The following is a 26998-nucleotide window of genomic DNA, read 5'->3' as shown; positions in this document are numbered from 1 at the left end:
ATTGCATGAATAGCTATAGCAGAGGTTATCAGTGGGCCATACTTGCTCTATTGAGCGCGATCTATTTCATGATCACGGCGGCCACCTTCACGTCGTTGGGCGTGGTACTGCCGGACATGATCAAGGAAATGCAATGGAGCTGGTCTAGCGCCGGACTGGGGTTCACGTTACTGGGTTTGGCCTGCGGCCTGTCGAGTTATCTGCCGGCCATCTTCATCCGCCGCTTCGGCGTGCGGCCGACGTTTCTGGCCGGCACCGTCATCCTCGCCGCGGCTTTCGCGCTTCTCGCGCATTGTCACGGCCTCGCACTGTATTTCGCCGGCGCGATTCTGCTGGGCGTCGGCTTCAGCTTCGTCGCCACCGTGCCGGGGACTTACGTTATCGGCCGGATGTACAAGAATCAGGCGTTCGCGTTTGGCTTCTATTTCACGGTCGGCGGACTCGGCGGCGTCGTGGGTCCGTGGCTCGTCGTTCTGGCCGTGAATGTGCTGGGGAACTGGCGCATGCATTGGGCGTTGTCCGGCTTCTTCCTGGTGGTGCTCGGGCTCCTCGCGACCGTATTGCTGCCTTCGGGTGTCCGGGAGCGCGAGCACGCCGAACAACTGGGCGACGCGCATCGTCAGGAAGAGAACAGCTCGGTCTATCACACCGAGCAGGCATGGACGGCGCGTGAGGCAATGGGCACGTGGCAGTTTTACGCGATCGCTGCCGCCTACACCACGTTCCTGCTGGTCGGCATTACCACCAATAGCTTTGCCGTCGCGCATATCACGGATCACGGATTCAGCGCGCAGACCGCGGCCGCGTTGCTGAGCGCCGAAGCGCTGATCAATTCTTTCTCCCGTTTTATCGCGGGCCTGTTCGGCGAAAAGATCGAACCGAAGAAGATGCTGATTGCGAGCCTGTTGTTGATGGTCATCGGCACACTCGCGCTCAGCGCGCCGACTTCATTGCCGATGCTGATCGTCTTCTCGATCGGAATCGGCGCGGGCTATGGCATGACCTTTCTCGCCACGAGCGTTCTTCTGTCCAACTATTACGGACGGCTTCCGTACCTGGAGATTTTCTCCGTGGCGAATCTTATTTCGACACTCGCCTGTTTTGGTCCGCTGGTTGCCGGCCGCGTGAAAGATGAACTCGGAAGCTTCACCGGCGCGTTCTTGCTGGTCGCGATCATTCCGTTAATTATCGCGTTCGCGGTCACGCTCATGCGACCGCCCGTGAAGGGGCAGCTATTCAGCCGTAAAGCCTCTTCCGGTATTTGAGGCGCTGTTTGTCGGTAAAGCGAAGAAGCTGTTTTATTAGTTGTGGATCATAGGTGCCTAATGACATGTTCTAAAGAGTTCGGCGTTTTTCTGCCAATCGCGAAAGGCGGATGGATCATTTCGCGCAGCACGCCGGTGCTGGATGCCTCGTACCGGCAAAATCGCGAGGCCGCCATCCTCGCCGACGAGATCGGTCTGGATTTCATCATGTCGATGGCGAAATGGCGAGGTTTCGGCGGCGCCACGCAACACTGGGACGTCTCGCTCGAATCGGTCACGATGATGGCGGGGATTGCGGAGGCAACGCGTCGCGCGCGGATTATCGCCACGATGCATGCCGGCCTGCACAATCCCGCGGTTGTCGCGAAGATGATCACGACGCTCGACCAGATCAGCGGAGGGCGAGCCGGACTCAATATCGTCTCCGGCTCGTTCAAGGAGGAATTCGAGCAGATGGGCGCCTGGGACGCCTCGCTCGATCACGACCAGCGCTACGCGATGACGGCTGAATGGACCGACATCATCAAATCGCTATGGTCTGATCAACGCGTCGATTACGAGGGGCAGTTCTTCACCATCAAGGATTGCGTCTCGGAGCCCAAGCCCATCGCGAATCCGCGTCCTTTCCTGGTATGTGCCGGACAGTCCGAACGAGGACTCCGGTTCAGCGTTCGCAACACCGATGCCTGCTTTATCGGTGGCAAGGACGACGCCGAGACCGGCGCTATCAGCCGGCGTGCCAAGGCGCTGGCCGAGGCGTTCGGCACCACGATCAAGACGTACTGCATGTCCACGGTGATTTGCGCGGACACGAATGCGCGGGCGGAGGCGCTCGCCCAACAGTATCGGGAGGGTCTCGACGTCGAGGCCGTGACGGGCATGATGCGCAGCTTCGGCGTGGATGTCAGCGGCAAGAACAACGCAATGGTCGAGCGGGCGAGCAATGCATTCATGACCCATACGACGATCGGCGATCCGGCCGCTTGCCACGCACAGTTATCCGCATTGCTGCGCGATTGCGAACTGGATGGCGTGATGTTGATTTTTCCCGATTACGTCACTGGGCTGACGCGCTTTGGTCAGGACATTCTTCCGCATTTGCGCGCCGAGTTCTCATGACCGCTCCTTCCATGAACGAATGGCTGGCGCCAGGCGGTGTGGCGCTCTGCATCATCGATATCCAGGTTGATTTCGGCTCGCCGGAAGGTGCGCTCGCGCAGATGGGCGTGCCGGTCGCGGACGTCGCGCCGGCCATTGAAAACGCCGGCCGCCTGGCCACGCTTGCGCGCCAGGCAGGCATCCCGGTGATCTTCGCGGGCCTGAAAACGGACCCCGCGACCGATTCGCCAGCCTGGATCAAATGGATGCGCTATCGCAACGTCGATCCCGCTTGTGCTTATGCCGTATGCCGCGACGGCTCCGGTGGCGAAGCCTTCTACCAGGTCGTGCCGGAGGCGGGCGACCAGATTGTATGGAAGCAGCGCTATAGCGCGTTTGTCGGGACCGATCTCGACAGCCGGCTTCGGGACCAAGGCATCGACACCCTGGTGATATGCGGGTTGACGACGGAATGTTGCGTCGACTCGACGGTGCGGGATGCGTTTCAGCGGGACTGGCTGGTGGTTGTCGCGGGCGATGCCTGCGGCGCTTACCGCGATGACTTCCACCACAACACCCTCGAGGTGCTGGCGGAGAACTTTGCGGTCGTTCTCGATACGGACGATATCGTCGGTATGTGGAACGGCCGCGTCACGAAAGGATCGTAGTGTGACCTCGAAAATGATCAAGCGGCCCGCTTCAACGTTGCACCCGATTTCCGCCGAGGACAAAGCGCGCATCGAGGACGCCATCGATCCCGTTGAACTGACCGAACTGGCGCTCGAACTCGGCAATATTCCGAGCCGTTCCGGCGAGGAGGCCGCGGCGGCGGGCTATGTATTCGACTGGATGCAACGGGAAGGGCTCAAGCCTCGCGCCGTCGGGGCCACGCTGGCGCGTCCGAACATCATCGGCGAGTATGGCGGTCGCGGCGATGCGCCCAATCTGCTGTTTACCGCGCATCTGGATACCGAAAGCCCGGCGGGCTCGGCCGCGCTCGACGGCTACAAGTACCGTCAGGAAACCGTTCAGCGCAAGGAGTGGACGCAGTGCTGGCTGCAGGACAATCGCCTGCACGGTTACCCCATCACGAACGACCGCGGGCCGATGAGCTGCTTTCTCATTGCCGCCAAGGCACTGCGCAAGGCCGGCATCGAACTGTCCGGCAGGCTTTACCTGACTGCCTGTCCCGGTGAGATCGGTCCCGAGCCGATCGAGGAATATCAGGGTATCGACTACCTCGGCAAGGATATCGGCGCGCATTACCTGTTCCATCATGGTGGCGTTGCGGCCGACTATGCGATTGCCGCTGAAGGGACCGACTACGGCATCACGTGGCAGGGTTGCGGCTATGTGTTGTTCCGTATCCGCTTGCTGGGCGAGAGCGCGTTCACGCCCGCGCTGACGTACAACCCGGATTGCGCGTCGCATCCGAACCCCATCTATCGAACCGGCAAGCTGATCGAAGCCTTGCACGCATGGACGGCGGACTATGAAGTGCGCAACCGGTATGAAACGGAGGGCGGCCTATCGGTTCCCAAGGTCCAGATCGATTCGATTCGAGCCGGCGTACCGCATACGTTCGGAAGCGGAAGCGAGGTATGCGCGCTCTATCTGGAAGTCGGACTGACTGCCAGACAAACCGTCGCGCCAGTGCAGCGGGAATTGGAGCGCTTGCTGCGCTCCCTGCATCTCGGCGAGTTCGAGATCAGTCCCCTCGTTGTGCGCCACGGGTATCGGGCCGACGACGAGGCCGTCGCGCCGCTCGTCGGCGCGCTCGGCTGCGCGACCGAGATGGTCCGCGGGCAGCCCCTGGCGCGGGCGGACCCGATCTATTCGAGCATGTGGCGCGACCACAATGTCTTCAACATGCACCGGATTCCCGCGGTCACGTGCGGCATTCCGCGCGTGTTGCCCACACCCGAGGACCTCGCCCGAAGCGCGCAGATTTATGCGCTTGCCGCACTCGCCATCTGCGGACGCATGGAATAGCACCTCATCCAAAGTAAGAAACCCTGACAATGAAAGACTCATCGACCCAGTCGAGTGTTCTCGCCCTGCCGCAAGGCGCGTTCAACTCGAAAGAGCAGAGTGCCGAGTGGCGCGAGACCATGGCGGACTTCCCGAGCGGCGTCACGATCGTGACCGCGATGGAAAACGGACGGCCGCTAGGCAGCACCGTGAGCGCGTTTTGCAGCCTGTCGCTTCGTCCGCGTCTGTTACTCGTATGCATGGACCTTCGCAGCCATACGCTCGCGGCGATCAATAAGTCGCACGCGTTCGCAGTCAATATTCTTTCCGATCGTGCGCAGTTTCTGGCACTGAAGTTCGGGGCGAAAGACGGCGACAAGTTCTCGGATGTGGACTACGAGATAGGGGACATGGGTTGCCCTTTGCTGACGGATTGCTGCGTGAACATCGAATGCCGTCTCGGCGCGAGCTATATCGAGGGCGATCACGCGATCCTGACAGGGCAGCCCGAGCGGATCGTGCGTGAGCCGACGCGCTCGCCGCTCGTCTACCATCGCGGCGCATTCAGGGCATAGCCGAATGGCGTTGACGGAGAAAGCCGCCTGGTGCGTCTTTCTCCGCATGACCGGCGCCTTTATACCGGTTGCTCTTCCAGCAATTGTGTCCGGTATGCGCGGGGTGAACAGCCGTATTCGGCGCTAAACGCCCGGCTGAAGTAAGCGAGATCGTTGAACCCCCAACGAAAGCAGATTTCCGAAATCGACAGCGACGCATTCGCCCTGCTCGACAAATCCTTCCTGCACTGTTCCAGCCTGCGCTTGCGGACGAACTGGCTGAAGCTCGAATTGGCCTGCGAGAAAATCTTCTGGACGTAGCGCGGCGATACGTTGTTGCGACGCGCCACCTTGTCGAGACTCAGATCGCAATCGCCCAGATGCAGATCGATCGAATGGCAGAGTTCCTGGAAATGCCTGGCATGACCGAGATCCTTGAAGCCGTTGAGCGCGGGCCGTCTTGCGAGGCAGTAAGTGAGCAATTCGGAGAGCGCCATTTCCACCGGATGGAACGACGTCTCCGTCAGACTCTCCATTTGCGCCGCCACTGAAGACAGAAAATCGGACAGGACGTGATTGATGCCTTCCTGGCGGGAAATGGTTCCGGCCTGGATCGCGAGCGGATTGAGCAGCCGCTTGTAGAACACCTCATGAGGCATCTCGACGGTGAGAATCTCGAAGTCGCTGCTCAACAGCAACTCCACGCGGTCCCCGCCGCCGGCGCCGTACAGGATGTCGCCGACTTCCAGCGCGTGCGTTTCGCCGCCGATCCGCAAGGCCGCGTTTCCTTCCAGGATCAAGGCAATCCAGAGGTTGGCGGAGGTCGTCCCGCTTGCGGGGTAATCTCCGGCGATCGCTTGCGGAGAGCCGGCCAGTTTGACGAACTGCATGCCGAGCGGGGACCGGTTGTAGCTCACCTCGCCGCGCAGGCCGTCCCTCAATGTTTCGCTGGACATCGACAGATATACCCTTTGCAGCGCATCTCGCCAGATCTGCTCCCGGTGTTCGGTGGCATAGGCGGACGTGCACAAGCTCCAACTGTTCATTGCGACCCCTCATAGAACGCTAGCCATTGCAAAGCAAATTCCGAGCCCATCAAACGGCGTGGTGAAGGGCGCTTTCCGGCGTCTTTTCAGCGAAGCCTGCCCCAGCTTCATGCGATTCGCACAACCGTGGGGCGGTGCGAGCCGTCGGCGAATTGAAGGGTAAGGCGTTTAGGCCTCGCAGGCCCATTGCCTGCCCATCGTCGGTCCAAATGGGGCTAAACTCGAAACGGGATAAATTCCCGGAGCAAATCATGATCAATGCCGACCCCAAAAGTACTTTTCGCGGCCTTCCCTTGACTCCCGAGCAAGACGCCGAAGTCAGGCATTACATAAAGAAAAAGAAGCAGCATGGGGCGCCGTGGGACACACCGGAACTGGCCGCCATGCTTCGAGACATGCTGGAGCCGCCGGGCGACGAAGACGAGGACGAGACACTCGATACCACCGTCGATGAAGCGTTGGCCGCCACCGAACGCGCGACGGCTTCCATCGACGAGTCGATGGACCCGATCGAAGCGAGCGAGGAACGACATGCCGCGATGGAAACCGAGGGCATGAAGGGCCCCAAGCGTTGAACCCGAGGCCGCATTGGCGAGTCGTAGCAGACCAGTCAGCATGATCGACCGACGGCGCGCCCTCGCTTGCGGGCGGCGGGTGCCATTTGAACCCAACAACATAAGGACCTCATGAGTCGACTAGTCGTCGTTTCGAATCGCACCGCCGATCCGCGCAAGCCCGCGGCCGGCGGCCTTGCCGTAGCGGTACGGGAGAGCCTGCAACAAACGGGCGGACTCTGGTTCGGCTGGAGCGGCAAGATTCACGAAGCGGCGGACGTCGCGACAACGGGGCATGGCGACGTTCATGTTCAAACAGCCGGCAACGTCACGCTTGCCACGCTCGATCTGAGCCGCGAAGACCACGACACGTATTACCTCGGTTACGCCAACGACGTGTTGTGGCCGGTGTTTCACTACCGGCTCGACCTCGCGAATTTCGACACGCGCTTCGCCGCGGGCTATCGCAGGGTCAACCAGTTGTTCGCGCGGAAGTTGTTGCCGCTCCTGAAACCGGACGACCTGATCTGGGTTCACGACTATCAGTTGATCCCGCTCGCGGCCGAGTTGCGCGCGATGGGATGCACCAACCGTATCGGCTTTTTCCTGCATATCCCGATGCCGCCGCCGCTGATCATGGCCGCGATTCCCGAGCACGAATGGCTGATGCGTTCGCTGTTTGCCTACGATCTGGTGGGTTTCCAGAGCGAAGCGGACCTCACGCATTTTTCTCACTACGTCGAATCGGAAGCGCAAGCGCAACGGTTGAGTCCCGATCGCCTGCGGGCGTTCGGTCGAACGCTGCGGGTCGGCGCGTACCCCATCGGCATCGACGTCGACGACTTCATTCGTCTCGCCGATTCGAAGGAAGGGCGCGACATGTTCGCGCGCATGCGCGAGGAATATTCGCGGCGTCGTCTGCTGGTGGGCGTCGACCGCCTGGATTATTCGAAGGGCTTGCCGCAACGCGTTCATGCTTTTCGCGAACTGCTGACCTTCTACCCGGAAAACCGCGACAGCGCCACGCTGATCCAGATTGCTTCGCCGAGCCGCGAGGACGTCGGCGCGTACGACGATCTGCGGCGTCAAATGGACAGCCTGTGCGGCGCGATCAATGGCGACTTCGGCGAACTGGACTGGATGCCGGTGCGCTACATTCATCGCAACGTGGCCCGCAAGCGTCTGCCGGGCCTTTATCGCGCGAGTCGCGTGGCGCTCGTCACACCGTTGCGGGACGGCATGAATCTGGTCGCGAAAGAGTTCATCGCCGCGCAAGACGCCGCCGATCCGGGCATGCTCGTGCTCTCGCGTTTTGCCGGCGCCGCGGAACAGTTGAAGGAAGCGCTGCTGGTCAATCCGTACGACACGCAAGGCACGGCGCAGGCCATTCAGCGCGCGCTAACCATGTCGCTCGACGAGCGGATCAACCGGCATGAAGCCCTGCTTCGGCGAATCCGCAAGTTCGACGTGCACTGGTGGAGCTCGACGTTTCTGCGGGCGCTGGAAGATTGCGAGTCGCAGGAAGAGGGACAAGATCAGACCCGCCACGCGGCGCCCTGCGGAAAGTGAAACTGTTCGAGCGACTCGGCTCGCATCTCGATGCTGTAGCCGGGTTGTTGCGGCGGCATATAGCGTCCGTTGCGAATCACGACGGGATCGACAAAGTGCTCGTGCAGATGGTCCACGTATTCGAGCACGCGATTCTCGAGCGACGCCGACACGCAGATGTAGTCGAACAGCGAGATGTGCTGCACGTACTCGCATAGTCCGACGCCGCCCGCGTGCGGACAGACCGGCACGCCGAACTTCGCCGCCATCAGCAACACCACGAGCACCTCGTTGAGCCCGCCCAGCCGGCAACTGTCCACCTGGCAAAAATCGATCGCCTGTGCCTGCAATAGCTGCTTGAACATCACGCGGTTATGGCAGTGCTCGCCGGTCGCCACGCCGATCGGCGCGACGCGGCGGCGGATCGCCGCGTGCCCGAGGATATCGTCGGGGCTGGTCGGCTCTTCGATCCACCACGGGTCGAACTCCGCGAGACGGCGCATGTTGGCGATCGCTTCGTCGACTTCCCACACCTGGTTCGCGTCCATCATCAGCTTGCGATCCGCGCCGATTTCGTCGCGCAGAATGCGCGCGCGCCGCACGTCCTCGTCGAGATTGCCGCCCACCTTCTGCTTGAAATGCGTCCATCCCTGCGCGACGCCTTCGCGAGCGAGGCGGCGGATTTTCTCGTCGTCGTAACCGAGCCAGCCCGCCGACGTGGTGTAAGCCGGATAGCCGTGCGCGAGCATCTGCGCTTCGCGCTCGCCCCTGGTGGCCGCATGGCGACGCAGGATCGCCAGCGCTTCGTGCGGTGTGAGCGCGTCGGTCACGTAGCGGAAATCGAGGCACCGCACCAGCGCCTCGGGGCTCATGTCCACCAGAAGCTTCCACACCGGTTTGCGTTCCGTTTTGGCCCACAGGTCCCACACGGCGTTCACGACCGCGGCGGTCGCGAGATGAATCGCGCCTTTGTCCGGGCCGATCCAGCGCAATTGACTATCGGACGTGAAGGCGCGCCAGAACGAACCCATGTCCGCGACGATCGCTTCGAGTGTCTTGCCGACGACGAGCGGCGCCAGCGCGTTCACCGCGGTCACGCAAATTTCATTGCCGCGGCCGATAGTGAAGGTGAGGCCGTGCCCCGCGAACTGTTCCGGCGAATCGGTTTCGAGCACGACGTAGGCGGCCGAATAGTCGGGCGCGGCATTCATCGCGTCGGAGCCGTCGAGCGAGCGGGAGGTCGGGAAACGAATATCCCTAACGGACAGATTCGTGATCGTGGTCATCTCAACGCCCCCCAAAAAAGGTGACGGGTGCGATAGCCTGGACGGCATGCGAGACCTTGGCGGCGCAGCGCCGCCGACATGCCGATGACCAGGGTGCATACCAGGTTATACCAAGCGTTAGCACGCGTTGACAGCACCGGTTTCGGCTCCTAGCATGCTAGCATGTTAGTCACAAATCACGACCTCCGTGAGCCTTTCGATCCATGAAGTCAGCGGCTGCCGACCCCTATGGCGCACTGCAAAAACTGCAGGGTGGGGAGCGCAGCAGCTTGACCGATGCAGTGGCGGCGGCATTGCGCGAGGCTATCGTCACGCTGGCTTTGGAGCCGGGAATGATGATCGACAAGCAGGCGATCTGCGAACGAATGGGCGTGTCGCGTTTTCCGGTTTCGGCGGCGCTCGCCAGGCTGGCAACCGCCGGTCTCGTCGAGGTATTGCCGCAGCGCGGCACGCGCGTGAAGCCGATCGTGATTCACGATATTCGCCAGCATCTGTTCATTCGCAGCGCGCTCGAAGTCGAAGCCGTGCGCGGCCTCGCGTCCACCTGTTCCGAGGCAACGCTCGCGGCGCTCGCCGCCAACCTGGAGAAGCAGCGCGAGGCGGTGACCGGCGGCTTGCGCCATGAATTTCACCTGCTCGACCTGGCGTTCCACGAGATTCTGCTCGACGCCATCGACCTGCCGCGCGTCAAGGAAATCGTCGCCACGTCGCGCGGCGCGCTCGATCGCGCGCGCCAGTTGCTGGGAAGCCCCGAACGTCAGATTCAAACGCTCGCGGAGCATGTGCGCATCTTCGAAGCCATCGCGGCGCGCGACGCCGAAGCGGCGGCCCGCGCGATGCACGGTCATCTGGATCAAGTGGTGGCGGAGTTGCAGCGTTTTGCCGGCGAACGGCCCGGTTTGTTCGAGGCGTAAGCCGGGCCGTTGCGCGGATTTCGCAGAGCCCACCGGAGCGCCGCGGTCCGCACGCGCCGGGGTGTGCGGTTAGTCGGACCTTGGCCGTGGCGTAGTCAACTCGGTATGGAGGAGACGAAAAATGAAATGCATCAAACGTGCAAGCGTGGCCGTGGCTTTCGCGGTCGCGGGGTTCATGGCGGCAGGGCATGCGCTCGCCGCCGGGGAATTCCAGGGCGTCACCGTCAACGTCATGACGTTCGTGGGGCCGCAAATCGCGGAACCGCTGCAACGCCGCGCGCCTGAGTTCGAAAAGCTCACGGGCGCCAAGATCAACATTCTGACCGTGCCGTTCTCCGACCTGTATCAGAAGCTGCTGACCGACTGGGCCTCCGGCACGAACTCGGTGAACGCCGCGGTATTCGCGCCGCAGTGGATGGTCGACTACACGAAGGGCGGTTTCCTCGAAGACCTGTCCGCGCGCGTCGCTCGCGATCCGGCATTGCAGGAAGACGACGTCATGCCGTTCTTCCGCGATTTCTCGCAGCGCTTCAACGGCAAGACCTATCTGATCGCGCTCGACGGCGACTTCCAGATGGTCTACTACCGCACCGACATCCTCAAACAACTCGGCAAACAGCCGCCGAAAACGTGGGACGAGTACCTCGACATCGCGAAGGCGGCGAACGGCAAGGTATTCGGCGGCGACGGCAAACCGGTGGCGGGCTCCTGCATTTCGAAGAAGCGCAACGCGCAGGCGTACTGGGCGATCATCTCGATCGCGGGCGGCTACATTCAGTCGAAAGGCACGGCGCAAGGGGCGTTCTTCGATCCGCGCGACTTCAAGCCGCTCGTCAACAACGACGCATTCAAGGCCGCGCTCAACGTCTATAAGCAATCGACGCAATACGGGCCGCCGAACGAAATCAATCTCGACGTCGGCGACACGCGCAGCGCGTTCATTTCCGGCCACTGCGCGCTGACGCTCGACTGGGGCGACATCGGCGTGCTGGCGATCGACCCGAAGCAGTCGAAGGTGATCGACAAGGTCGGCGCGGTCATGCTGCCGGGCTCGACGAAGGTATTGAACCGTGACACCGGCAAGCTCGTGGCGTGCGACAAGAACACCTGCCCGTATGCGGTGGACGGCGTGAACCACGCGCCGTTCGCGGCATTCGGCGGCTGGTCCGGCGGCATCAACGCGAAAGCGAGCCCCAAGGTGAAGGACGCCGCCTACGCGTTTCTCTCGTACATGAGCCAGCCCGCGCAAGCCAATGTGGATGTGACGATCGGCGCGACCGGCTTCAATCCGTATCGCCGTTCGCAGTTCACGGATATGTCGATCTGGAAGAAGTCGGGCATGAGCGACGCGGCGGCGGCCTCCTATCTCGGCGCGATCAAGGCCAGCCTGCAAAGCCCGAACATGGTCATCGATCTGCGTATTCCGCAGAATCAGCGCTATGAGCAAGTGGTGCTGGACACGGCGGTGGCGCGTTTCCTCGCGGGCGAACTCGACGCCGACGCCACCATGAAGGCGATCCAGACAGGCTGGGACGAAATCACCGACGACGCCGGCAAGGACGCTCAACTGAAAGCCTACAAGGCGTCGATCGGCGCCCATTGACTCATGCAATCCTCGTCGCGCGTTTCGTCATCGGCTGCATCGCGACGCGGGTCGCGCAGGTCGGTCGCGGCCAACTGGCTCGACCGCCAGGCGCCTTATGTATTCGTGCTGCCGGCCGTGCTGCTGATTCTCGGCTTTTCGATCTTCCCGCTCGTCACGTCCGCGTATCTGTCGTTGATGCGCTTCGCGCTCGGCGAGGGCGGCTACGAACTGAAGTTCGTCGGCATGCGCAACTACGTGAGACTGTTTAGCGGCAGCCAGCAGTTTCACTTCGTCGGCGTGTTCAGGCCGCCGGGCGTCATCAGCATCGCGGTAATGGCCGCCGCCGCGCTGGCGATCGGCTGGTGGCTGGTCCGCTATCTGCGCGGCGGGCAGCGCTCGGTGATCGGCGGCATCGGCCGGCTGATCGCGGCGGCGTCGCTGCTGGCCGTCGTGTGGCTTGCCGCCAATACCACTGGCGACGGCGGCGCGCTGGGCAGTTTGATGGTGACGCTCTTTTACGTGGTGTTCGGCGTGGCGCTGCAATTCCTGCTCGGTCTTGGCCTCGCCTACCTGTGCACGCTGCCGCTCAAGGGCGGCCGGTTTTTCCGCATCCTGTTCTTTCTGCCGCTGATGGTGACGCCCGTCGGCATCGCCTACATGTTCCGCATGATGGCCGACACCGCGGTCGGCCCGCTCGCGCCGCTCTGGGCATGGCTCGGCCTCGGGCAGATCGCATGGGCGGCGGACCCGTGGCTCGCGCGCATCGTGGTCGTGATCGGGGATACGTGGCAGTGGGTGCCGTTCATGTTTCTCGTGTTGCTGGCCGCGCTGGAAGGCACGTCGCGCGATCAGATCGAGGCCGCGCAACTCGACGGCGCGTCGAGCTGGCGGATCTTTCGCGATGTGATCTGGCCGTCGATCGCGCCGGTCGCCGCGAGCGCGGTGCTGATTCGCCTGATCGAGGCGTTCAAGGTGGTGGACCTGCCGAACGTGCTGACCAACGGCGGCCCCGGCATCGCGACGGAATCGATGACGCTGCACGCGTTCATCGAGTGGCGCACGCTGAATCTCGGCAGCGCGTCGGCGGTCGCCTACATGTTGTTCTTCGTGTCGACGATCGCGTGCGTGTCGTTCTTTCAACTCGTCGTGCGGCGTGCGCGGGGGCGGCAATCATGATCAAGCGCCTGTTCGTGCCCACGAGGCTCGATGAAATCCCGATCGGCACGCGGGTGATCGCCTATGGCCTGCTGGGTCTATGGACGCTGGTCGTATTGTTTCCGTTGTACTGGATGGCGATCACCTCGTTCAAGCTGCCCATCGACGTCTCGAACGGGCCGGCCTACGTGCCGTTCGTCGACTTCAAGCCGAGTCTCGATGCGTGGCATTACATCTTTGTCGATCTCGGGCCGGACACGTATCGTCCGTACATGAACTCGCTCGTCATCGCCACGCTTTCCACGGTCGCCGCGGTGTTCCTCGGCTCGATGGCGGCTTACGCGCTCGCGCGCATCGAGTACAAACCGCCGGTGGCGGCGGTGGGGCTCGCCGTTCTCATGCTGGCGCTGGTGGTGGCCGCCGTCGGCTGGGGCGGGGTGGACCTGCGTATCGCGGTGGCGGTGTGCGGCGCGCTGTTCTTCCTGCTGCTGCGCCCGATTGTCCGGCGCGCAAGGCGTCATCTCGCCAACGACGACATCATTTTCTGGATGATCTCGCAACGCATTCTGCCGCCGGTCGTCACGGTGATTCCGATCTACCTGACCTTCAAGAGCGCGGGCCTGCTCGACACGCGCACCGCGTTGATCATTACCTACGCAACGGCGAATCTGCCGATCGTCGTCTGGCTCATGTTCGATTTTTTCGCCAGCGTGCCGAAGGAAATCGAGGAGAGCGCGCAGATCGACGGCGCGACGCGCTTCGCCATTCTGTTCGGCATCGTGGTGCCGCTCGTCGCGCCGGGCATCGTGGCGACCGGCCTGCTCGTGCTGATTCTTTCGTGGAACGAGTACCTGTTCGCACTTTTCCTCTCGACGGCGAACGCGCAGACGCTGCCGCTTCTCGTCGCCGCGCAGAACGCCACGCGCGGGCCGCAATGGTGGAACATGTCGGTGCTGATCCTGATCATGATCCTGCCGGTGATGCTGCTCACGCTCACGCTGCAGCGCTTTATCGTCAAAGGCATTCTCGTGGGGGCCGTGAAAGGATGAACGATATGCAGACGCAGGCGTCACGCTCGCCGCAACACGCGAACCCGGCGGGGCAGCATTCGAAAAGCGTCTCGCTGCGCAACGTCAGCAAGTTCTTCGGCGACACGCGCGTGCTGCACGACTTGTCGCTCGACGTGCGCGCCGGCGAGTTTCTGGTTTTGCTCGGCGAGTCCGGCTGCGGCAAGACGACGGCGCTGCGCATCGTCGCGGGACTCGAATCGGCGAGCGAGGGGAGCATTTACGTCGGCGAGAACGACGTGTCGCAGCAATTGCCGCGAGATCGCGACGTCGCGATGGTGTTTCAGTCCTACGCGCTCTATCCGCATAAGACGGTGTTCGAGAACATCGCCTATCCGCTGATCGTGCGAAAGCGCGCGAAGGCCGAGATCGACGCGGCCGTGCGCGAAGTCGCGGCGAGCGTGCATCTCGAACCGCAGCTCGATCGCTATCCGCGCCAGCTCTCGGGCGGGCAGCGCCAGCGCGTGGCGCTCGCGCGCGCCATTGTGCGCCGCCCGGCGGCGTTTCTGATGGACGAACCGTTGTCGAATCTCGATGCGAAACTGCGCGGCCATATGCGCGCCGAACTGAAGCACATGCAGCACGAACTCGGCGTCACCACGATCTACGTCACGCATGACCAGATCGAGGCGATGACGCTGGCTCATCGCGTCGCGCTGATCGACAAGGGCGTGCTGCAACAACTGGACGCCCCGGCGCGGATCTACTCCGACCCCGCCAATCTGTTCGTGGCGGGTTTCATCGGCTCGCCGCCGATGAACTTCTTGCGCGGCACGCTGGCGAACAACCGCTTCGAGTCGGAAGGGCTCGCCATTGCGGCGGACGTGAACCATCAGGGCGAGGCGGTGCTCGGCGTGCGTGCGGAAGACTGCGCGCTCGTCGCCGCGGGCGAGGGCGAATTCCGTGGCCGCATCTATTCGGTCGAGTTGATCGGCGACCATTCGCTCGTCACGGTCAACGTGGGCGAGCAACAGGTCGTCGTGAAGGTGTCGAACATGTTTGCCGGCGAAATCGGCACCGAGGTCGGCTTGCGCGCGAACCGCGAGCGGGTTTATTTCTTCGACCAGGCTTCGGGCAAGCGTATCCGCTAGCGATGACTTGCGGTTGATCGCGCGCGTCACGCCGGGAAGCGTTTTTTTGACGCTGGCTAGCAGGCTACGTCGCGTTGGCCGAGTCCGGCAACGGCAACGGCGATGCGATCGCGTCGGCCTTTGCCTCCACGCTTCGGCCGGCAAGCAGCGCGGGCGCTTCTTCCAGCGAATCGATCAAGCCATCGCATGCGAGCGCGCCGACACCCTGCGCGCCCGCATATCCGTAGCGCACGATGAACACCGGCAGAGCCGCCGCCCGCGCGGCCGCGACATCGACGGGCGAATCGCCGATCAGCACGCCGCCTTCGGGTTCGACGCCGAGCAGCCGGCAGGCGTGCCACAGCGGCTCGGGCGCGGGCTTCATCTGCGCGATCGAGTCGCCCGCGACGAGCGCATCCAGATAGCCGGCGAGGCCGGTCATCTCCAGCAGCGGCGCAGCGAGCGCTTCCGGCTTGTTGGTGACGCACGCGAGCCGGTAGCCGCGTTGCCGCAATGCGCGGAGCCCGGTTGCCACGCCGGGGAAAATGTCGCCATGCCGTCCGTTGGTGTCGGCGTAGTGCCGATGGAATACCGCAAGCGCCCGCTCGATGGCGACTCGCTGATCCAACGCGGCCGCTTCGAGCGACCGCCGAACCAGGTTGGGCACGCCCTTGCCGATAAACCCGACGACCGTCGCGAACGGCAGCGGCGCGGTGCCGAGTTCGCCGAGCATGCGGCTGACGGCCTCGACGATGTCCGGCGCGGTGTCGATCATCGTGCCGTCCAGATCGACCAGCACGGCCTTGCGTTGCAGGTTCGTCATCGCTATGCGCCTCGCCGTGAATGGAGCGTGTTCGATGCCCGAGCAGCGGTCGGCGCAAGGAAAGAAACGTCGCGGCTCGCTGGCATGCCGCGCGGCATGTACGGCATGTTCGGCAGGTGAGGTCTCGGACTCATCTCACGCCGCCTCGGACACGGCGTGACGATGCCAGCGCCGCAACGTGGCGAGGTCGACCCAGCCCGGCGTTTCATCCGGCGCGAGATGCGGAATCGGCGCATGCGGGTCGCCCAGATGAGGCAGCACGGTCAGCGCCCCGTCGAAGCATTCATGCGACGTGTATTCGCTCGGCGTCACCACGGTGGGGACGCCCGCGGCGCGCGCGGCGGTGAGGCCGTTGACGGAGTCCTCGAACGCGATACAGTCCGCGCCCTTCAGACCAAGCCGCCGCAGCACGTCGAGGTAGACATCGGGCGAGGGCTTCTTCACCCGCGTGGTGCCGGCGTCGCCAATCGCGGCAAAGCGCGCGCGCCAGTCCGTTCCCAGGGGCGCGCGCAGCAGCGCGTCGAGGTTGGCCGACGTGGTGGTCGTCGCGATCGCCAGCGGGATGCCGGCCGTGCCGGCTTCGTCGATCAGGCGCGCAATGCCCGGCCGCAGCGGCACCGCGCCGTCGCGTACCCGCTCGGCGTAATGGCGCGTCTTGATCGCGTGCACGGCGTCGATCACTTCCCTCACCCTGGCGCCGTCGGCTTCCTCCAGGTCGGCGACGCGCCAGTAGTGCATCAGGCGCTCCTTGCCGCCCGCCACGCGCAGAAGCCGCGTATAGAGCGCCTTGTCCCAGTACCAGCCGAGACCCACCTCCGCGAACGCCGCATTGAATGCCTGCAGATGAACGGTTTCGGTATCGGCGAGCGTGCCGTCCACGTCGAAGATGAGCGCTTGCATGGTTCAGTCCTTGTCCGGCGACCGCGCAGCGATGACACTGCCAGGCCGATCACGCGAGGAAGAAAGCGAAGGGCGAGGGCCGGCGCAGCGGTGTGCCATGCCGAGCGCGCCGCTGCGTCAGTCCGTTGAAACACGCACCACGATAGCGGAGCCGAATGCCGATTTGAATTCAGAGATTCTTTGAACTCCGATAACTCATGCTTTGGGTGGACGCGCGCGGCGCTTTTCGCGGGGTCGCCGCCCGCGTCGCGTCAATTCGGGAAATTCTCCCGCCCTTGTCCGTTGTCAAACGATCCCACAATGGGCTACTTTGCCTGGATGACGCGGGCTTTCGCGGCGCAGCGCTTTCACCACGGAGCACAACAATGCTGGAGACACGGTTTGCCATCACAACGCCACGACGCCGTTCGCTCGTTCTCATCGCCGCGCTCGCGGCCGCGAGCATCGCGCATGCCGCGCCGCTCGCCTATGTGACGAGCGAGAAGGCGGGCGTCGGCGTGATCGATCTGGACCAGATGACGCTGACCCGAACCTTTCCGGTAGGCGCGGACGGCCCGCGCGGGCTGAGCCTGAACGCGGACGGCACACGGCTTCTGGTGGCCAACAAGAACACCGGCGATCTGGCGGTGATCGACACGGCCTCGGGCGAGGTGGTGCGGCGCGTGAAGATCGGCAAGAATCCCGAGTTCGTCCGCGTGCACAACGGCTATGCGTATGTGACCTATGAGCCGGGCGAAGAGGGCGGCCCGCCGGGAAGCGGGAAGCCAGCCGACAAGCCAGCCGACAAGGCGGGTGAAAAGCCCGCCGAAAAGCCCGCCGACAAATCGGCCGGCACGCCAGGCGAAAAACCGTCAGGCAAACCCGCCGCCGACGATGACGACGACGCCAACAAGCCGCCCGCGCAAATCGCGATCATCGATATGAAGACATGGCGCATGGTGCGCTCGGTGACGAGCGGCCACGAAACCGAGGGCATCGAGTTTTCGCGCGACGGCAAGACGATACTCGTCACCAACGAAGGCGACGATACGGTATCGGTGTACCACGCCCGCACCGGCGCGCCGATCAAGACGGTGAAGCTCGCCGCGGGCGGGCGTCCGCGCGGCATCCGTTTGTCGCCGGACGGCAAGGACTACGTGGTCACGCTGGAATCGCTGAGCAAGCTGGTGGTGATCGATGCGCGCACGCTGAAGGTGGTCAAGACGGTCGATACGAAGCTTGGGCCTTACGGCGTGGCGTTCGGCCCCGAGGGCAAGCGGCTGTTCGTCGCCGCGTCGCGCGACAAGACCTTGCAGGTTTTCGACGGGCACAGCTACGAGCATGTGGCCGACGTGCCGGTCGGCCAGCGCTGCTGGCATTTCAGCTTCACGCCCGACGGCGCGAAGCTGCTGCTGGCGTGCGGCCGTTCGGATTCGGTCTATGTGCTCGATGCGCAGAGCTACCAGCCGATCAAGCAGATCGGCGAGTTGCCTCTGGCATGGGGTATCGTCACCTATCCGCATGGCGACGGCTCGATCGAATCGAAATGAGCGAGCGCTAGTCCTGCAATGAGCGTCCGGCGGACGCTCATTTCTCAGCGCTATTTCCACGCATACCGCAAACCCATCCACACGCCGCGCGGCGCGCCCGGCCCGACGAACTGCTCGTTGACCGCGCTCGCGCCATCGAACGTATGGTTCGGTCCGTTGAAGAAATTTTCGCCGAGCGTGCCGAAGCTCGCATAGCGCTTGTCGAGCAGGTTCGTGATGCTCGCGAAAACCTGCAACTGTTTGGTCACCTGGTAAGACGTGTCGAGATCGATCAGCAGGTAGCCCGCGATCTTGCCGTTCACATCCTGATTGTTCTCGTCGCCCTGCGCATAGATGCCGCCGCGCCAGGTCAGGTTCGCGCCGACGTTCCATTTGGAGGTGGCCGCGTAGTCGAGTTGCAGCTTGATCGTGTTCGCGGGAATGCCCGGAATGTGATTGCCGGACTTGACCGTGATGTTGCCGTTCGCGTCCGCGCTGGAATTGCTCGGGCTGTGTTCGGTCCACGCCGACCGGTAGGTCGCATCGACGTAGCTGTAGCTCGCGGTGACGGCGAGCGGCCCGAACTTGCTGTGCCCCGAAAGCTCGGCCCCTTGCCGGCGCGTGCGGCCCACGTTCTGAAAAAATCCCTCGGTGCTCGACGCGCCGTTGCTGCTGATGAACTGGATATCGTTGTCGAGCGTGGTGCTGTAGACGGCGGCGCTCCAGGTCGTCGCCTGGCCCACGCGCCCTCGCGCGCCGATCTCGAAGGTCCTGGAGATCACCGGTTCGAGCGACGGGTCCGACACGAAGTCGTTCGGCAGCGAGCAGGGCGCGGCCGGATCGGCGCAGGCCAGTTCGATGGCGGTGGGCGAGCGCATGCCTTCGTTGTAGGTCGCATACGCGGTGAACGCGGAGCTCGGATTCCAGTTGATGCCCACGGCCGGATTGAAGCGCGAAAACGTATGGTGGCCGTTCAGTTGCGGCTGCGTGCCGCTCGAATCGCCGATGGTGGCGTCGGCCCAGTTATAGCGGCCGGCGAGCGTCAGCGACCACTGCCTGGTCAGCGACAACGTATCTTGCAGATAGATCCCATAGTTGCCGTTGTGGGTTTTCGCCGCGGTTTCCTGCGTGAAATCGCCGAGGCCGAGCGTCGCGCGTGAATCGGTGAAGGCGGCCTCTTGCGACGCGGCGACGTAGCGCGAGTTGGCAAGATCGGCCGAGACGCCCGCGACGAACTGGTTTTCCATGCCGCCCAGCTTGCCGAGCAGCGTGAGTTGCAGACTCGCGCCATAGCTTTCCGTCGTGACCGATGATTTGTCGTTGGTCGCCTGCACGGTGTCGATATTGCCGTCGTCATCCACCGAGCCGAAGCCGCTATTCACGTTGCTGCTGAGGTTGCTGTTGCGGAAGTGCCGGTAATAGAGGTTGCCGCTCAACTCCACGTGATCGTTGAAGTAATGATCGCCCGAAAGCGTCACGTAGCCGACCTCGTTCACGTTCTGGTCGGGATAGGTATAGGGCTGCTTCGGGTTGCCGAGAAAGGAGCGCGGAATGGTTTGCGCGCCGTGCAGATCGTTGTCCGCGCCGCCGGCGGAGAACGACAGGGTCGTGTCGGCGTCGGTATAGCGCAGCTTGCCGAACGCCTGACGCACGCGGCTCGCGTTCTGTTCGGCCCAGCCGTTGTCGTTCGCCACGCTGCCCGTCACGTAGTAGTCCAGGTTGGCGCCGAGGGTGCCGCCCTGTTCGATCTGCGCGGTCTTGCGGCCCCAGGAGCCCAACGCCACTTCGGCCTCGCCGCCGGGGCTGGTCTTGCCGTTCTTCGTGCTGATCGAAATGGCGCCGCCGAGCGTATTGAATCCATAGGTGGGATTCGAGCCGGGAATCAGTTGAATCGTATCGATCGCCTGCTGCGGAATCAGGTCCCAGTTCACCACGTCGCCGAACGGCTCGTTCACGCGCACGCCGTCGACGAACACCGAGAGACCCTGCGGCGTGCCGAGCAGCGGCGAGGCGGTGAAGCCGCGATAGTTGATGTTCACCTGGTACGGATTGCCTTGCGCGTCCGCGATATCGACGCTCGGCAGATTCTTCGCGAAGTAATCGGTGAGCGTGCTGCGATGCTGCTGGTCGAGTTCCTGCGCGCGGACCGTCTGCACGTTGGCGGGCACCTGCGAGAGCGGCGTGCCGATGCCGAGAAGCGGCGTGGTGCCCACCACGACCACAGGCGCGAGCGTGACGTCGGCGCTCGCCTGCTCCGGCTTGGCCGCGGCGGCGGAGGCCGCCACGGCAGGCTCCGCCTGCGCCCACGCGGTGACGCTCAGACCGGCGAGCGCGCCGCCGAAACCCAGGGTCAGGCCGATGCGTCGTCGCAAGCGGACCGTGCGGCGCGAATGGAACGGCATGTTCATGATTTGTCTCCTGCCGGGTCGATGCGCTATCGTGGCTGGCGTCGCTCATGCGGGCGATGCGTCGCGCGCGTAGCGCTTTCTCATGGTGTGGAGAAAAGCTTCGCATACCGGGGCAACGCGGGCCCGGGAGCTTTTCCCGATCTGGCGGGGAAGCGTTCCCAAATGCGTCGCCGGAATCCTCCGCGCGCAAGCGCGCTGCGTAGAATGCAAACGTGATGTCAAACGATCCCTCGAATTCCGATGCCACGCATCGCACGCATCCCACGCGCCGCGCTTCGCCGCATTCGACGGTGGCGCGCGACCTTGCATGGGTGCTCGTCGTGACGGTCGCGGCGGCCGCATGCGGCGCGCTGCTGGATGTCAGCGAACGCGCCTATCGCTGGACGCGCGGCGTGGAACGCTTTCAGCTCGACGAATTGCCGGGCACGCTCTGCGTGCTCTCGGTCGGCCTTGCGTGGTTCGCGTGGCGCCGCTATCGCGAGGCGCGTGGCGAACTGAACCGCCGTCGCGTGCTCGAGGAACAGGCCGAGCGCCTGCTCGCGGAGAACCGTCGTCTCGCCAACCAGGCCTTGCAGGCGCAGGAGTTCGAGCGCCGTCATCTCGCACGCGAACTGCACGACGAACTCGGCCAGTACCTGAACGCCATCGCGCTCGACGCGGCGCGCATCCGCGATCTGTCCGCGGCGCGCGAGCCGGAGATTCATCGCGTGTCGCTCGGTTTGATTCAGAGCGCGAGCCACGTGTACCGCCAGATCGGCGGAATGATCCGGCGTCTGCGGCCCATCGGCCTCGACGAATTCGGCTTGCCGAGCGCGCTCGAACATTGCGTCGACGGCTGGCGCGAGCGCTTGCCGGAGGCCTCGTTCTCGTTGACGATCGAAGGGGATTTCACGGGTTTGAGCGACGCGCTGACCATCACGCTCTATCGGCTCGTGCAGGAAGGGCTCACCAATGTTTCGAAGTTCGCCCGCACTTCGCGCGTGGAGGTGTTCATGGTGCGCGCGCCACGCGAGAGGCGGCCCGGACAGGAGGACGAGGTGATCGACGAAATCGTCGTGACGATGGCCGACGACGGCCCCGGCGCCGACCTCGCGAAGCCGCGCGGCGGACTCGGGCTGATCGGCATGCGCGAGCGCGTCGAGGCGCTAGGCGGCGAATTTCACGTGGCGAGCAAGCCCGACGGCGGCTTTCTGTTCTGCGCGCGCGTGCCGGCTCAAGCCGGGCTGGCCGACGAGCCCGAGCCGGTGAACTGAAGTCCGAGCCGGCTCGCCATTTGCGCGAGCTGCACGCCGTTGTCGGCGCCGAACTTTTGCCGGATCACCGATTGATGATTGGCGACGGTCTTCCGGCTCAAGCCCAGTTTCTCGGCGATGCTCGGCAGCGTATAACCCTGCACCAGCAAGCGCAGCACCTCGAATTCACGCGCGGACAATTGCCGCCCCGGCGGCCCTTCGCTGAACGCGGTGCGCAGCGCCAGCGCCTGCGAGATATCGGGGCTCAGATAGCCCGCGCGCCGCGCGACCGTTCGCACCGCTTCCACCAGCACGTCGGGCGCGCTCGCCTTGGTCACGTAGCCGAGCGCGCCGGCGTCCAGCGCGCGGCGCACGAAAATCGCTTCTTCGTGCACGCTGAAGATCAGCACGCGGGCATCGGGCACGCGGGCGAGCATCCGCCGCATTGCCTCGACGCCGCTCGCGCCCGGCAATGACACGTCCATTACCACCACGTCGGGCCGCAGCGCGCAAAAGCGCTGATAGGCCTGCGCCGCATCCGCCGCTTCTCCGCAGACGTGCACGTCTGCATTCAATTCGAGCAGGCGGCGATAACCTTCGCGCACCACCGCGTGATCGTCGACGAGCAGAACGGAGATGCCGCCGGCTGTCATGCGCGGCCTCCGGGACCGCCTTGCTCATCGGGTGCAACGAAGGCGGCGGCCGCGAGCTTGCGCGAGTTCGCGTCGTTGCGAAACAGGATGGGCTGCTCGCGTGGCTCGGGCGCTTCATGTGCTGCGGGCGCTGCGGCGCGCCGCACCACCTTCACCACGGCTTCGTGAAACGGCGACTTGTCGCAGACGGGATCGGCATTGGCCGCGTCGCCGGTGAGCAGGTAGGCCTGGCAGCGGCAGCCGCCCAGATCGTGTTCCTTCTCGTCGCAACTGCGGCAGGGTTCTTTCATCCAGTCGAGGCCGCGAAAGCGCGTGAACGCATCGCTCTCGTACCAGATCTCGCGCAGCGGCGTGTCCTTCACGTTCGGCAGCACGAGGCCGGGCAGGCCGCGCGCGGCGTGGCACGGCAGCGCCGCGCCGTCCGGCGCGACGCCGAGAAACACCGCGCCCCAGCCGTTCATGCAGCGCTTCGGCCGGCGCTCGAAATAGTCCGGCACGACGAAGAAGATCTTGCAGCGCTCGCCGTGCGTGCGGCGGTAACGCTCGACCACGGCTTCGGCTTCTTCCAGTTGCTCGCGCGTCGGCATGAGCTGCGCCTGGTTCGTATGCGCCCAGCCGTAATACTGCGTGTTCGCGAGCTCCAGATATTCGGCGCCCATCGCGAGTGCCATGTCGATGATCTTGTCGACGTGCGGCAGGTTGTAGCGATGCAGCACGCAGTTGAGCACCATCGGAAAGCCATGCCGTTTGATCGACGTGGCCACGCGCTGTTTCAGATCGAAGGTGCGCGTGCTGCTCAGGAAATCGTTCAGTTCCTGCGTCGAATCCTGGAACGACAACTGGATATGATCGAGCCCGGCCGCCTTCAGGTCGCCGAGCCGTTTGTCGGTGAGACCGATGCCGGAGGTGATCAGGTTCGTATAGAAGCCGAGCTTGCGCGCTTCTTCCACCAGCACTTCGAGGTCGTCGCGCATGAGCGGTTCGCCGCCCGAAAAACCGAGTTGCGCGGCGCCGAGCGCGCGCGCCTCGCGCAGCACGCCGAGCCATTGCTCGGTGCTCAGTTCGCGGCTGTGGTCCGTATAGTCGACCGGGTTGTAGCAGAACGCGCAATGCAGCGGGCAACGATAGGTGAGTTCGGCGAGCAGCCACAGCGGCGGCGCGACGCCGCCACCGGCGGCAGGCGCCTCGACATCGGTAACGGGTTGCGAGAGATCGGTCATGACGCTATCCCAGCCAGCCGCGTGCCCGCGCGTCGGCGATGAAGGCGCGCACTTCGGGACCGAGCCCGCTGGTGTTGAACGCCTGTTCCAGATCGGCGATGAGCGCGTCGACGTCGCGCGTGCCGTCGCAGCGCTTGAGGATTTCCGCCGCGCTCTGATTGAGCTTCACCATGCCCTCGGGATAGAGCAGCACATGAGCGTTCTGCGCCGGTTCCCATTGCAGGCGAAACAGCTTGTTGATCGTCGGTCGATCGGCGGTTGGCATGGCGCCGCCGGCGCCTGGCGCGTCGTTCATTGCGGGAAAGCCTTTTCGATCGAATCCAGCATCGTCCACAGAATGTCGAGCTTGAACTGCAGGATATCCAGCGCGCGGTCCTGCTGCTCGCGCCGCGTGAAATGATTCAGCGTGACTTCGAGTCCGTGCAGCACGTCGCGCTGCGCGAGCGTGATGCGCGAGCGGAAATAGGCGAGGCCGGCGGACTCGATCCACGGATAGTGTTCGGGCCAACCCGCGAGCCGGTCGCGGTGAATCTGTGGCGCGAACATCTCGGTGAGCGACGAACACACCGCTTCCTGCCACGGCGCGCGGCGCGCGAAATTCACATAGGCGTCGACGGCGAAGCGCACGCCGGGTGTCACCATTTTCTGCGACCACAGATCGTCGCGCGAGAGACCGACCGCGTCGGCGAGGCGCGCCCACGTTTCGATGCCGCCTTCCTGGTCGCCATAACCGTCGTGATCGAGAATGCGCTGCACCCAGCGGCGACGCGTGTCGCGATCGGGACAGTTCGACAGCACCGCCGCATCCTTCAGTGGAATATTGATCTGATAGTAGAAACGGTTCGCGACCCAGCCGCGAATCTGTTCGCGCGAGCAGCCGCCGCTATTCATCTTCACATTGAACGGATGATGGATGTGATAGGCCGTGCCTTTGGCGCGCAGCCGCGCCTCGAATTCCTCGCGGGTCCACACCGCTTGGTTCGCGTCTGTCGCGCTGGACGGCGCCGTGCCGAAGGTGTCGTTCGCGTTCATGCCTTCTCCGTGGTTCGTGCTCGATGCCTGCGCTTCACAGGTCGAACGTCATGCCGTCGTACGCCACTTCGATCCCATGTTCGCTCAGGATGCGGCGCTCGGGACCATCGTCGACGAGGATCGGGTTCGTGTTGTTGATGTGGATCAGCACCTTGCGCGCGCCGCGTGCCGCGCCGGCGTCGAGCGAGTCGAGCACTTCGATCATGCCACCTTCGCCGGACTGCTGCAGATGGCCCATATCGGCGGAGGTTTTCTTCGACAAACCGAGGCGGATCATCTCGTCGCCCGTCCATAGCGTGCCGTCGACCAGCAGCAGATCCGCGTCGCGCATCGCGGCGAGCACGTGCGGCTCGATCGCGCCGAGTCCCGGCGCGTAGAACACGCGCTTGCCCGACTGAAGATTGGTGAACACCAGTCCGATGTTGTCGCCGCGTTCCGGCGCATTGCGATGCGGCGAGTAGGGCGGCGCCTTGCTGGACAGCGGCAGCGCGTCGATCCGCACGTCGCGCAGCGTGTCCACCGCGAGCGGCGCGCCGTCGAGCGCGATGCGGTGATGTTCGACGCCGCAATAGTGCGAGAGGATCGGCCCGATCGGAAAACCGGTGCACAGGTCTTGCCATACGGCGTCGGTGGCGTAGAGCGGCAGCGGCGCGTCGCGTTCGCGCAGCATCAGCAGGCCGGTGACGTGGTCGATCTGCGCGTCGATCACGAGCACCGCGGCAATGCCGCTGTCGCGCGCGCGGCGGGCCGGCTGCAACTCCGGGTTGGCGGCGATCTGCGCGAGCAGATCGGGCGACGCGTTGACGAGCAGCCAGTCCTCGCCGTTCGCGCTGACCGCGATCGATGACTGCGTGCGGCGCGTCGCCTTCAGCGTGCCGTGCCGCACGCCGTCGCAATTACGGCAATTGCAGTTCCATTGCGGAAAACCGCCGCCCGCCGATGAACCGAGTACCTTGATTTTCATGCCGCGTGGCGCATGCCGCGCCCCTCGTGAGCGGGTGGAATGAACATGGCGGCGAGCGCGCGCATGACGCTGTCGCGCAGCGCGGGATCGCTCGCCAGATGACCGGCGCGCACGCATTCGACGCGCGCCGTGGGCACGGCTCGCGCGAGACGCCGCAAGTTGCCGCGCGGACACACCGGATCGCGTGAGCCGTGCAGCGCGGCAAGCGGCACGCCCGCTGCGGCGGCGCGGCGCGCGAGCGACAGCAGACGCGTTTCGCCGAGCCAGCAGCGATGCATCAGGTAGTGCGCCTGAATGCGGTATTTGCCGATCAGCTTGCGGGTGTTTCGGCGTGAGACGCGTGCGGTGGCGGAACGCGCGCGGCGCGTCGAGGCGCTTGCGAGCAGCGCGTCTTCGTAGCCGCGCCATGCCAGCGCGAGGGCATGTTGCCGGGCTTCGTTCGCGCCGCCGCGGTGGAGCGTTATGTGACAGCGCGCGAGCAGCGTGGCGGGGCGGTTGGCGAGGTTGCTGAAGATGTGGGGTTCGTTAGCGCTGCGGTGCTTGCTAAGGCTGCTGTGGTTGCCAATGCGGCTGTGTTCGCCAACGTCGCTGTGTCTCGCAATGCCGCTGTATTCGCCATCGCGGCTGTGTCCGCTAACATCGCCGCAACCGCCCATGCTGCGCTCATCGCCGCGCGCCGCATCCCGCAATCGCGCCCATGCCCGAGGCGCGCGCCCACGCGACGACAGGAACAGGCCGCGCACTTCACGCGCCGAAGTGAGAAACAGCCCGCGCATCACCACGCCCGTCACCGACCGCGGATGCGTTCCCGCATACGCGAGCGCGAGCGCCGCGCCCCACGATCCGCCGAACACGCCCCAGCGCTCGACGCCGAGCCGCTCGCGCACCGCTTCGAGATCGTCGATCAGATGGTCGGTGCGGTTATGGCGCACGCTGCCATGCGGCGTCGATGCGCCGGTGCCGCGCTGATCGACCAGCACGACTCTGAAACGCGTCAAATCGAACAATTGCAGCGCGCCCGGCTGGCTGCCGCTGCCCGGTCCGCCATGCAACACGACGACCGGCACGCCATCGGGAGCGCCCGCCACCGCATACGCCACACGATGCCCGTCGCGCGTCGGCAGCGCGCCGCGCATCATGCGCGG

General features: G+C 64.3%; 25 protein-coding genes. 14 read left to right on the top strand and 11 right to left on the bottom strand.

Annotated features, from left to right (window positions below; genetic code table 11):
• The first annotated feature begins 5 nt into the window (after nt 1–5).
• Genes ACTJLC_RS06290 through ACTJLC_RS06270 form a run of 5 tightly spaced genes read left to right on the top strand, consistent with a single transcriptional unit; the run spans nt 6 to nt 4909 of the window.
• Nucleotides 6–1265 (top strand): MFS transporter, encoded by a 1260-nt coding sequence (locus ACTJLC_RS06290; RefSeq protein WP_310315575.1) that lies wholly within the window; start codon nt 6–8, stop codon nt 1263–1265.
• A 60-nt stretch (nt 1266–1325) separates the two neighbouring features.
• Nucleotides 1326–2384: an LLM class flavin-dependent oxidoreductase gene (locus tag ACTJLC_RS06285; RefSeq protein WP_083081078.1), complete on the top strand. Its 1059-nt coding sequence runs from the start codon at nt 1326–1328 to the stop codon at nt 2382–2384.
• Complete coding sequence (locus ACTJLC_RS06280; RefSeq protein WP_310315572.1) at nt 2381–3031, top strand: cysteine hydrolase family protein; 651 nt, start codon at nt 2381–2383, stop codon at nt 3029–3031. Before ACTJLC_RS06285 ends, ACTJLC_RS06280 begins: the two co-directional genes overlap by 4 nt.
• 1 nt (nt 3032) lies before the next feature.
• On the top strand, nt 3033–4355 hold the full coding sequence (locus ACTJLC_RS06275; protein WP_310315570.1) for a hypothetical protein: 1323 nt from the start codon (nt 3033–3035) through the stop codon (nt 4353–4355).
• Between the two features lie 29 nt (nt 4356–4384).
• Nucleotides 4385–4909 (top strand): flavin reductase family protein, encoded by a 525-nt coding sequence (locus ACTJLC_RS06270; protein WP_310315568.1) that lies wholly within the window; start codon nt 4385–4387, stop codon nt 4907–4909.
• A gap of 59 nt (nt 4910–4968) precedes the next feature.
• On the opposite strand, the gene ACTJLC_RS06265 is transcribed toward ACTJLC_RS06270, so the two are convergent.
• Nucleotides 4969–5934: an AraC family transcriptional regulator gene (locus ACTJLC_RS06265; RefSeq protein ID WP_073427402.1), complete on the bottom strand. Its 966-nt coding sequence runs from the start codon at nt 5932–5934 to the stop codon at nt 4969–4971.
• 251 nt (nt 5935–6185) lie between these two features.
• Here ACTJLC_RS06265 and ACTJLC_RS06260 point away from each other — a divergent pair, with 251 nt between their 5' ends.
• Together ACTJLC_RS06260 and otsA are read left to right on the top strand one after the other, a co-directional pair.
• The gene (locus ACTJLC_RS06260; RefSeq protein WP_073427482.1) at nt 6186–6509 is read left to right on the top strand and encodes a hypothetical protein; all 324 of its coding nucleotides are present in this window, start codon (nt 6186–6188) and stop codon (nt 6507–6509) included.
• A 111-nt stretch (nt 6510–6620) separates the two neighbouring features.
• Nucleotides 6621–8057, top strand: a complete 1437-nt coding sequence (otsA, locus tag ACTJLC_RS06255) for an alpha,alpha-trehalose-phosphate synthase (UDP-forming) (protein WP_310315566.1) — start codon at nt 6621–6623, stop codon at nt 8055–8057.
• Here the strand turns inward: otsA and ACTJLC_RS06250 are convergent.
• Nucleotides 8024–9322 carry an L-fuconate dehydratase gene (locus ACTJLC_RS06250; protein WP_073427404.1) on the bottom strand — a complete coding sequence of 433 codons (1299 nt, stop codon included), beginning with the start codon at nt 9320–9322 and terminating at the stop codon, nt 8024–8026. The genes otsA and ACTJLC_RS06250 overlap by 34 nt on opposite strands.
• 203 nt (nt 9323–9525) lie before the next feature.
• On the opposite strand from ACTJLC_RS06250, the gene ACTJLC_RS06245 reads away from it, so the two are divergent.
• The 5 genes from ACTJLC_RS06245 to ACTJLC_RS06225 all read left to right on the top strand — a co-directional run bounded on the left by ACTJLC_RS06245 (nt 9526) and on the right by ACTJLC_RS06225 (nt 15134).
• Entirely contained in the window at nt 9526–10236 is a 711-nt protein-coding gene (locus ACTJLC_RS06245) for a GntR family transcriptional regulator (protein ID WP_073427405.1), read from the top strand.
• A 121-nt stretch (nt 10237–10357) separates the two neighbouring features.
• Nucleotides 10358–11839 carry an extracellular solute-binding protein gene (locus ACTJLC_RS06240; RefSeq protein WP_310117907.1) on the top strand — a complete coding sequence of 494 codons (1482 nt, stop codon included), beginning with the start codon at nt 10358–10360 and terminating at the stop codon, nt 11837–11839.
• A 3-nt stretch (nt 11840–11842) separates the two neighbouring features.
• A complete protein-coding gene (locus ACTJLC_RS06235; RefSeq protein ID WP_073427407.1) occupies nt 11843–12997 on the top strand; it encodes a carbohydrate ABC transporter permease in 1155 nt (384 codons plus the stop codon).
• Nucleotides 12994–14025, top strand: coding sequence for a carbohydrate ABC transporter permease (locus ACTJLC_RS06230; RefSeq protein WP_073427408.1), 1032 nt, complete (start codon nt 12994–12996; stop codon nt 14023–14025). The genes ACTJLC_RS06235 and ACTJLC_RS06230 overlap by 4 nt, the downstream gene beginning before the upstream one ends.
• Before the next feature lie 5 nt (nt 14026–14030).
• Complete coding sequence (locus ACTJLC_RS06225) at nt 14031–15134, top strand: ABC transporter ATP-binding protein (RefSeq protein WP_073427483.1); 1104 nt, start codon at nt 14031–14033, stop codon at nt 15132–15134.
• A gap of 64 nt (nt 15135–15198) precedes the next feature.
• On the opposite strand, the gene gph is transcribed toward ACTJLC_RS06225, so the two are convergent.
• Both gph and ACTJLC_RS06215 read right to left on the bottom strand, forming a co-directional pair.
• A complete protein-coding gene (gph, locus tag ACTJLC_RS06220) occupies nt 15199–15936 on the bottom strand; it encodes a phosphoglycolate phosphatase (RefSeq protein WP_310315564.1) in 738 nt (245 codons plus the stop codon).
• A gap of 135 nt (nt 15937–16071) precedes the next feature.
• Complete coding sequence (locus ACTJLC_RS06215; protein ID WP_310315562.1) at nt 16072–16836, bottom strand: HAD family hydrolase; 765 nt, start codon at nt 16834–16836, stop codon at nt 16072–16074.
• Between the two features lie 365 nt (nt 16837–17201).
• Here ACTJLC_RS06215 and ACTJLC_RS06210 point away from each other — a divergent pair, with 365 nt between their 5' ends.
• The gene (locus tag ACTJLC_RS06210; protein WP_310315560.1) at nt 17202–18365 is read left to right on the top strand and encodes a YVTN family beta-propeller repeat protein; all 1164 of its coding nucleotides are present in this window, start codon (nt 17202–17204) and stop codon (nt 18363–18365) included.
• Between the two features lie 50 nt (nt 18366–18415).
• Here the strand turns inward: ACTJLC_RS06210 and ACTJLC_RS06205 are convergent, their stop codons facing one another.
• The gene (locus ACTJLC_RS06205; RefSeq protein ID WP_310315558.1) at nt 18416–20752 is read right to left on the bottom strand and encodes a TonB-dependent receptor; all 2337 of its coding nucleotides are present in this window, start codon (nt 20750–20752) and stop codon (nt 18416–18418) included.
• Between the two features lie 215 nt (nt 20753–20967).
• On the opposite strand from ACTJLC_RS06205, the gene ACTJLC_RS06200 reads away from it, so the two are divergent.
• Complete coding sequence (locus tag ACTJLC_RS06200; protein ID WP_310315556.1) at nt 20968–22005, top strand: histidine kinase; 1038 nt, start codon at nt 20968–20970, stop codon at nt 22003–22005.
• On the opposite strand, the gene ACTJLC_RS06195 is transcribed toward ACTJLC_RS06200, so the two are convergent.
• The 6 genes from ACTJLC_RS06195 to ACTJLC_RS06170 are packed head-to-tail and all read right to left on the bottom strand — an operon-like array spanning nt 21966 to nt 26992.
• Complete coding sequence (locus tag ACTJLC_RS06195) at nt 21966–22637, bottom strand: response regulator transcription factor (RefSeq protein WP_310315554.1); 672 nt, start codon at nt 22635–22637, stop codon at nt 21966–21968. The genes ACTJLC_RS06200 and ACTJLC_RS06195 overlap by 40 nt on opposite strands.
• Nucleotides 22634–23857: a pyrroloquinoline quinone biosynthesis protein PqqE gene (pqqE, locus tag ACTJLC_RS06190; protein WP_310315552.1), complete on the bottom strand. Its 1224-nt coding sequence runs from the start codon at nt 23855–23857 to the stop codon at nt 22634–22636. Before pqqE ends, ACTJLC_RS06195 begins: the two co-directional genes overlap by 4 nt.
• A 4-nt stretch (nt 23858–23861) precedes the next feature.
• Nucleotides 23862–24152 (bottom strand): pyrroloquinoline quinone biosynthesis peptide chaperone PqqD, encoded by a 291-nt coding sequence (pqqD, locus tag ACTJLC_RS06185; RefSeq protein WP_073427416.1) that lies wholly within the window; start codon nt 24150–24152, stop codon nt 23862–23864.
• Entirely contained in the window at nt 24149–24889 is a 741-nt protein-coding gene (gene pqqC, locus ACTJLC_RS06180; RefSeq protein ID WP_310315550.1) for a pyrroloquinoline-quinone synthase PqqC, read from the bottom strand. Before pqqC ends, pqqD begins: the two co-directional genes overlap by 4 nt.
• 34 nt (nt 24890–24923) lie before the next feature.
• Nucleotides 24924–25853, bottom strand: coding sequence for a pyrroloquinoline quinone biosynthesis protein PqqB (pqqB, locus tag ACTJLC_RS06175; protein ID WP_310315548.1), 930 nt, complete (start codon nt 25851–25853; stop codon nt 24924–24926).
• Nucleotides 25850–26992 carry an alpha/beta fold hydrolase gene (locus ACTJLC_RS06170; protein ID WP_310315546.1) on the bottom strand — a complete coding sequence of 381 codons (1143 nt, stop codon included), beginning with the start codon at nt 26990–26992 and terminating at the stop codon, nt 25850–25852. The genes pqqB and ACTJLC_RS06170 overlap by 4 nt, the downstream gene beginning before the upstream one ends.
• Nucleotides 26993–26998 lie beyond the last annotated feature (6 nt).

This window comes from Paraburkholderia sp. 22099, assembly GCF_052045835.1.
Lineage (GTDB): Bacteria > Pseudomonadota > Gammaproteobacteria > Burkholderiales > Burkholderiaceae > Paraburkholderia > Paraburkholderia terricola.
Note: the sequence above shows the minus strand (reverse complement) of the source record. Positions and strands in the feature narration are given on the sequence as shown.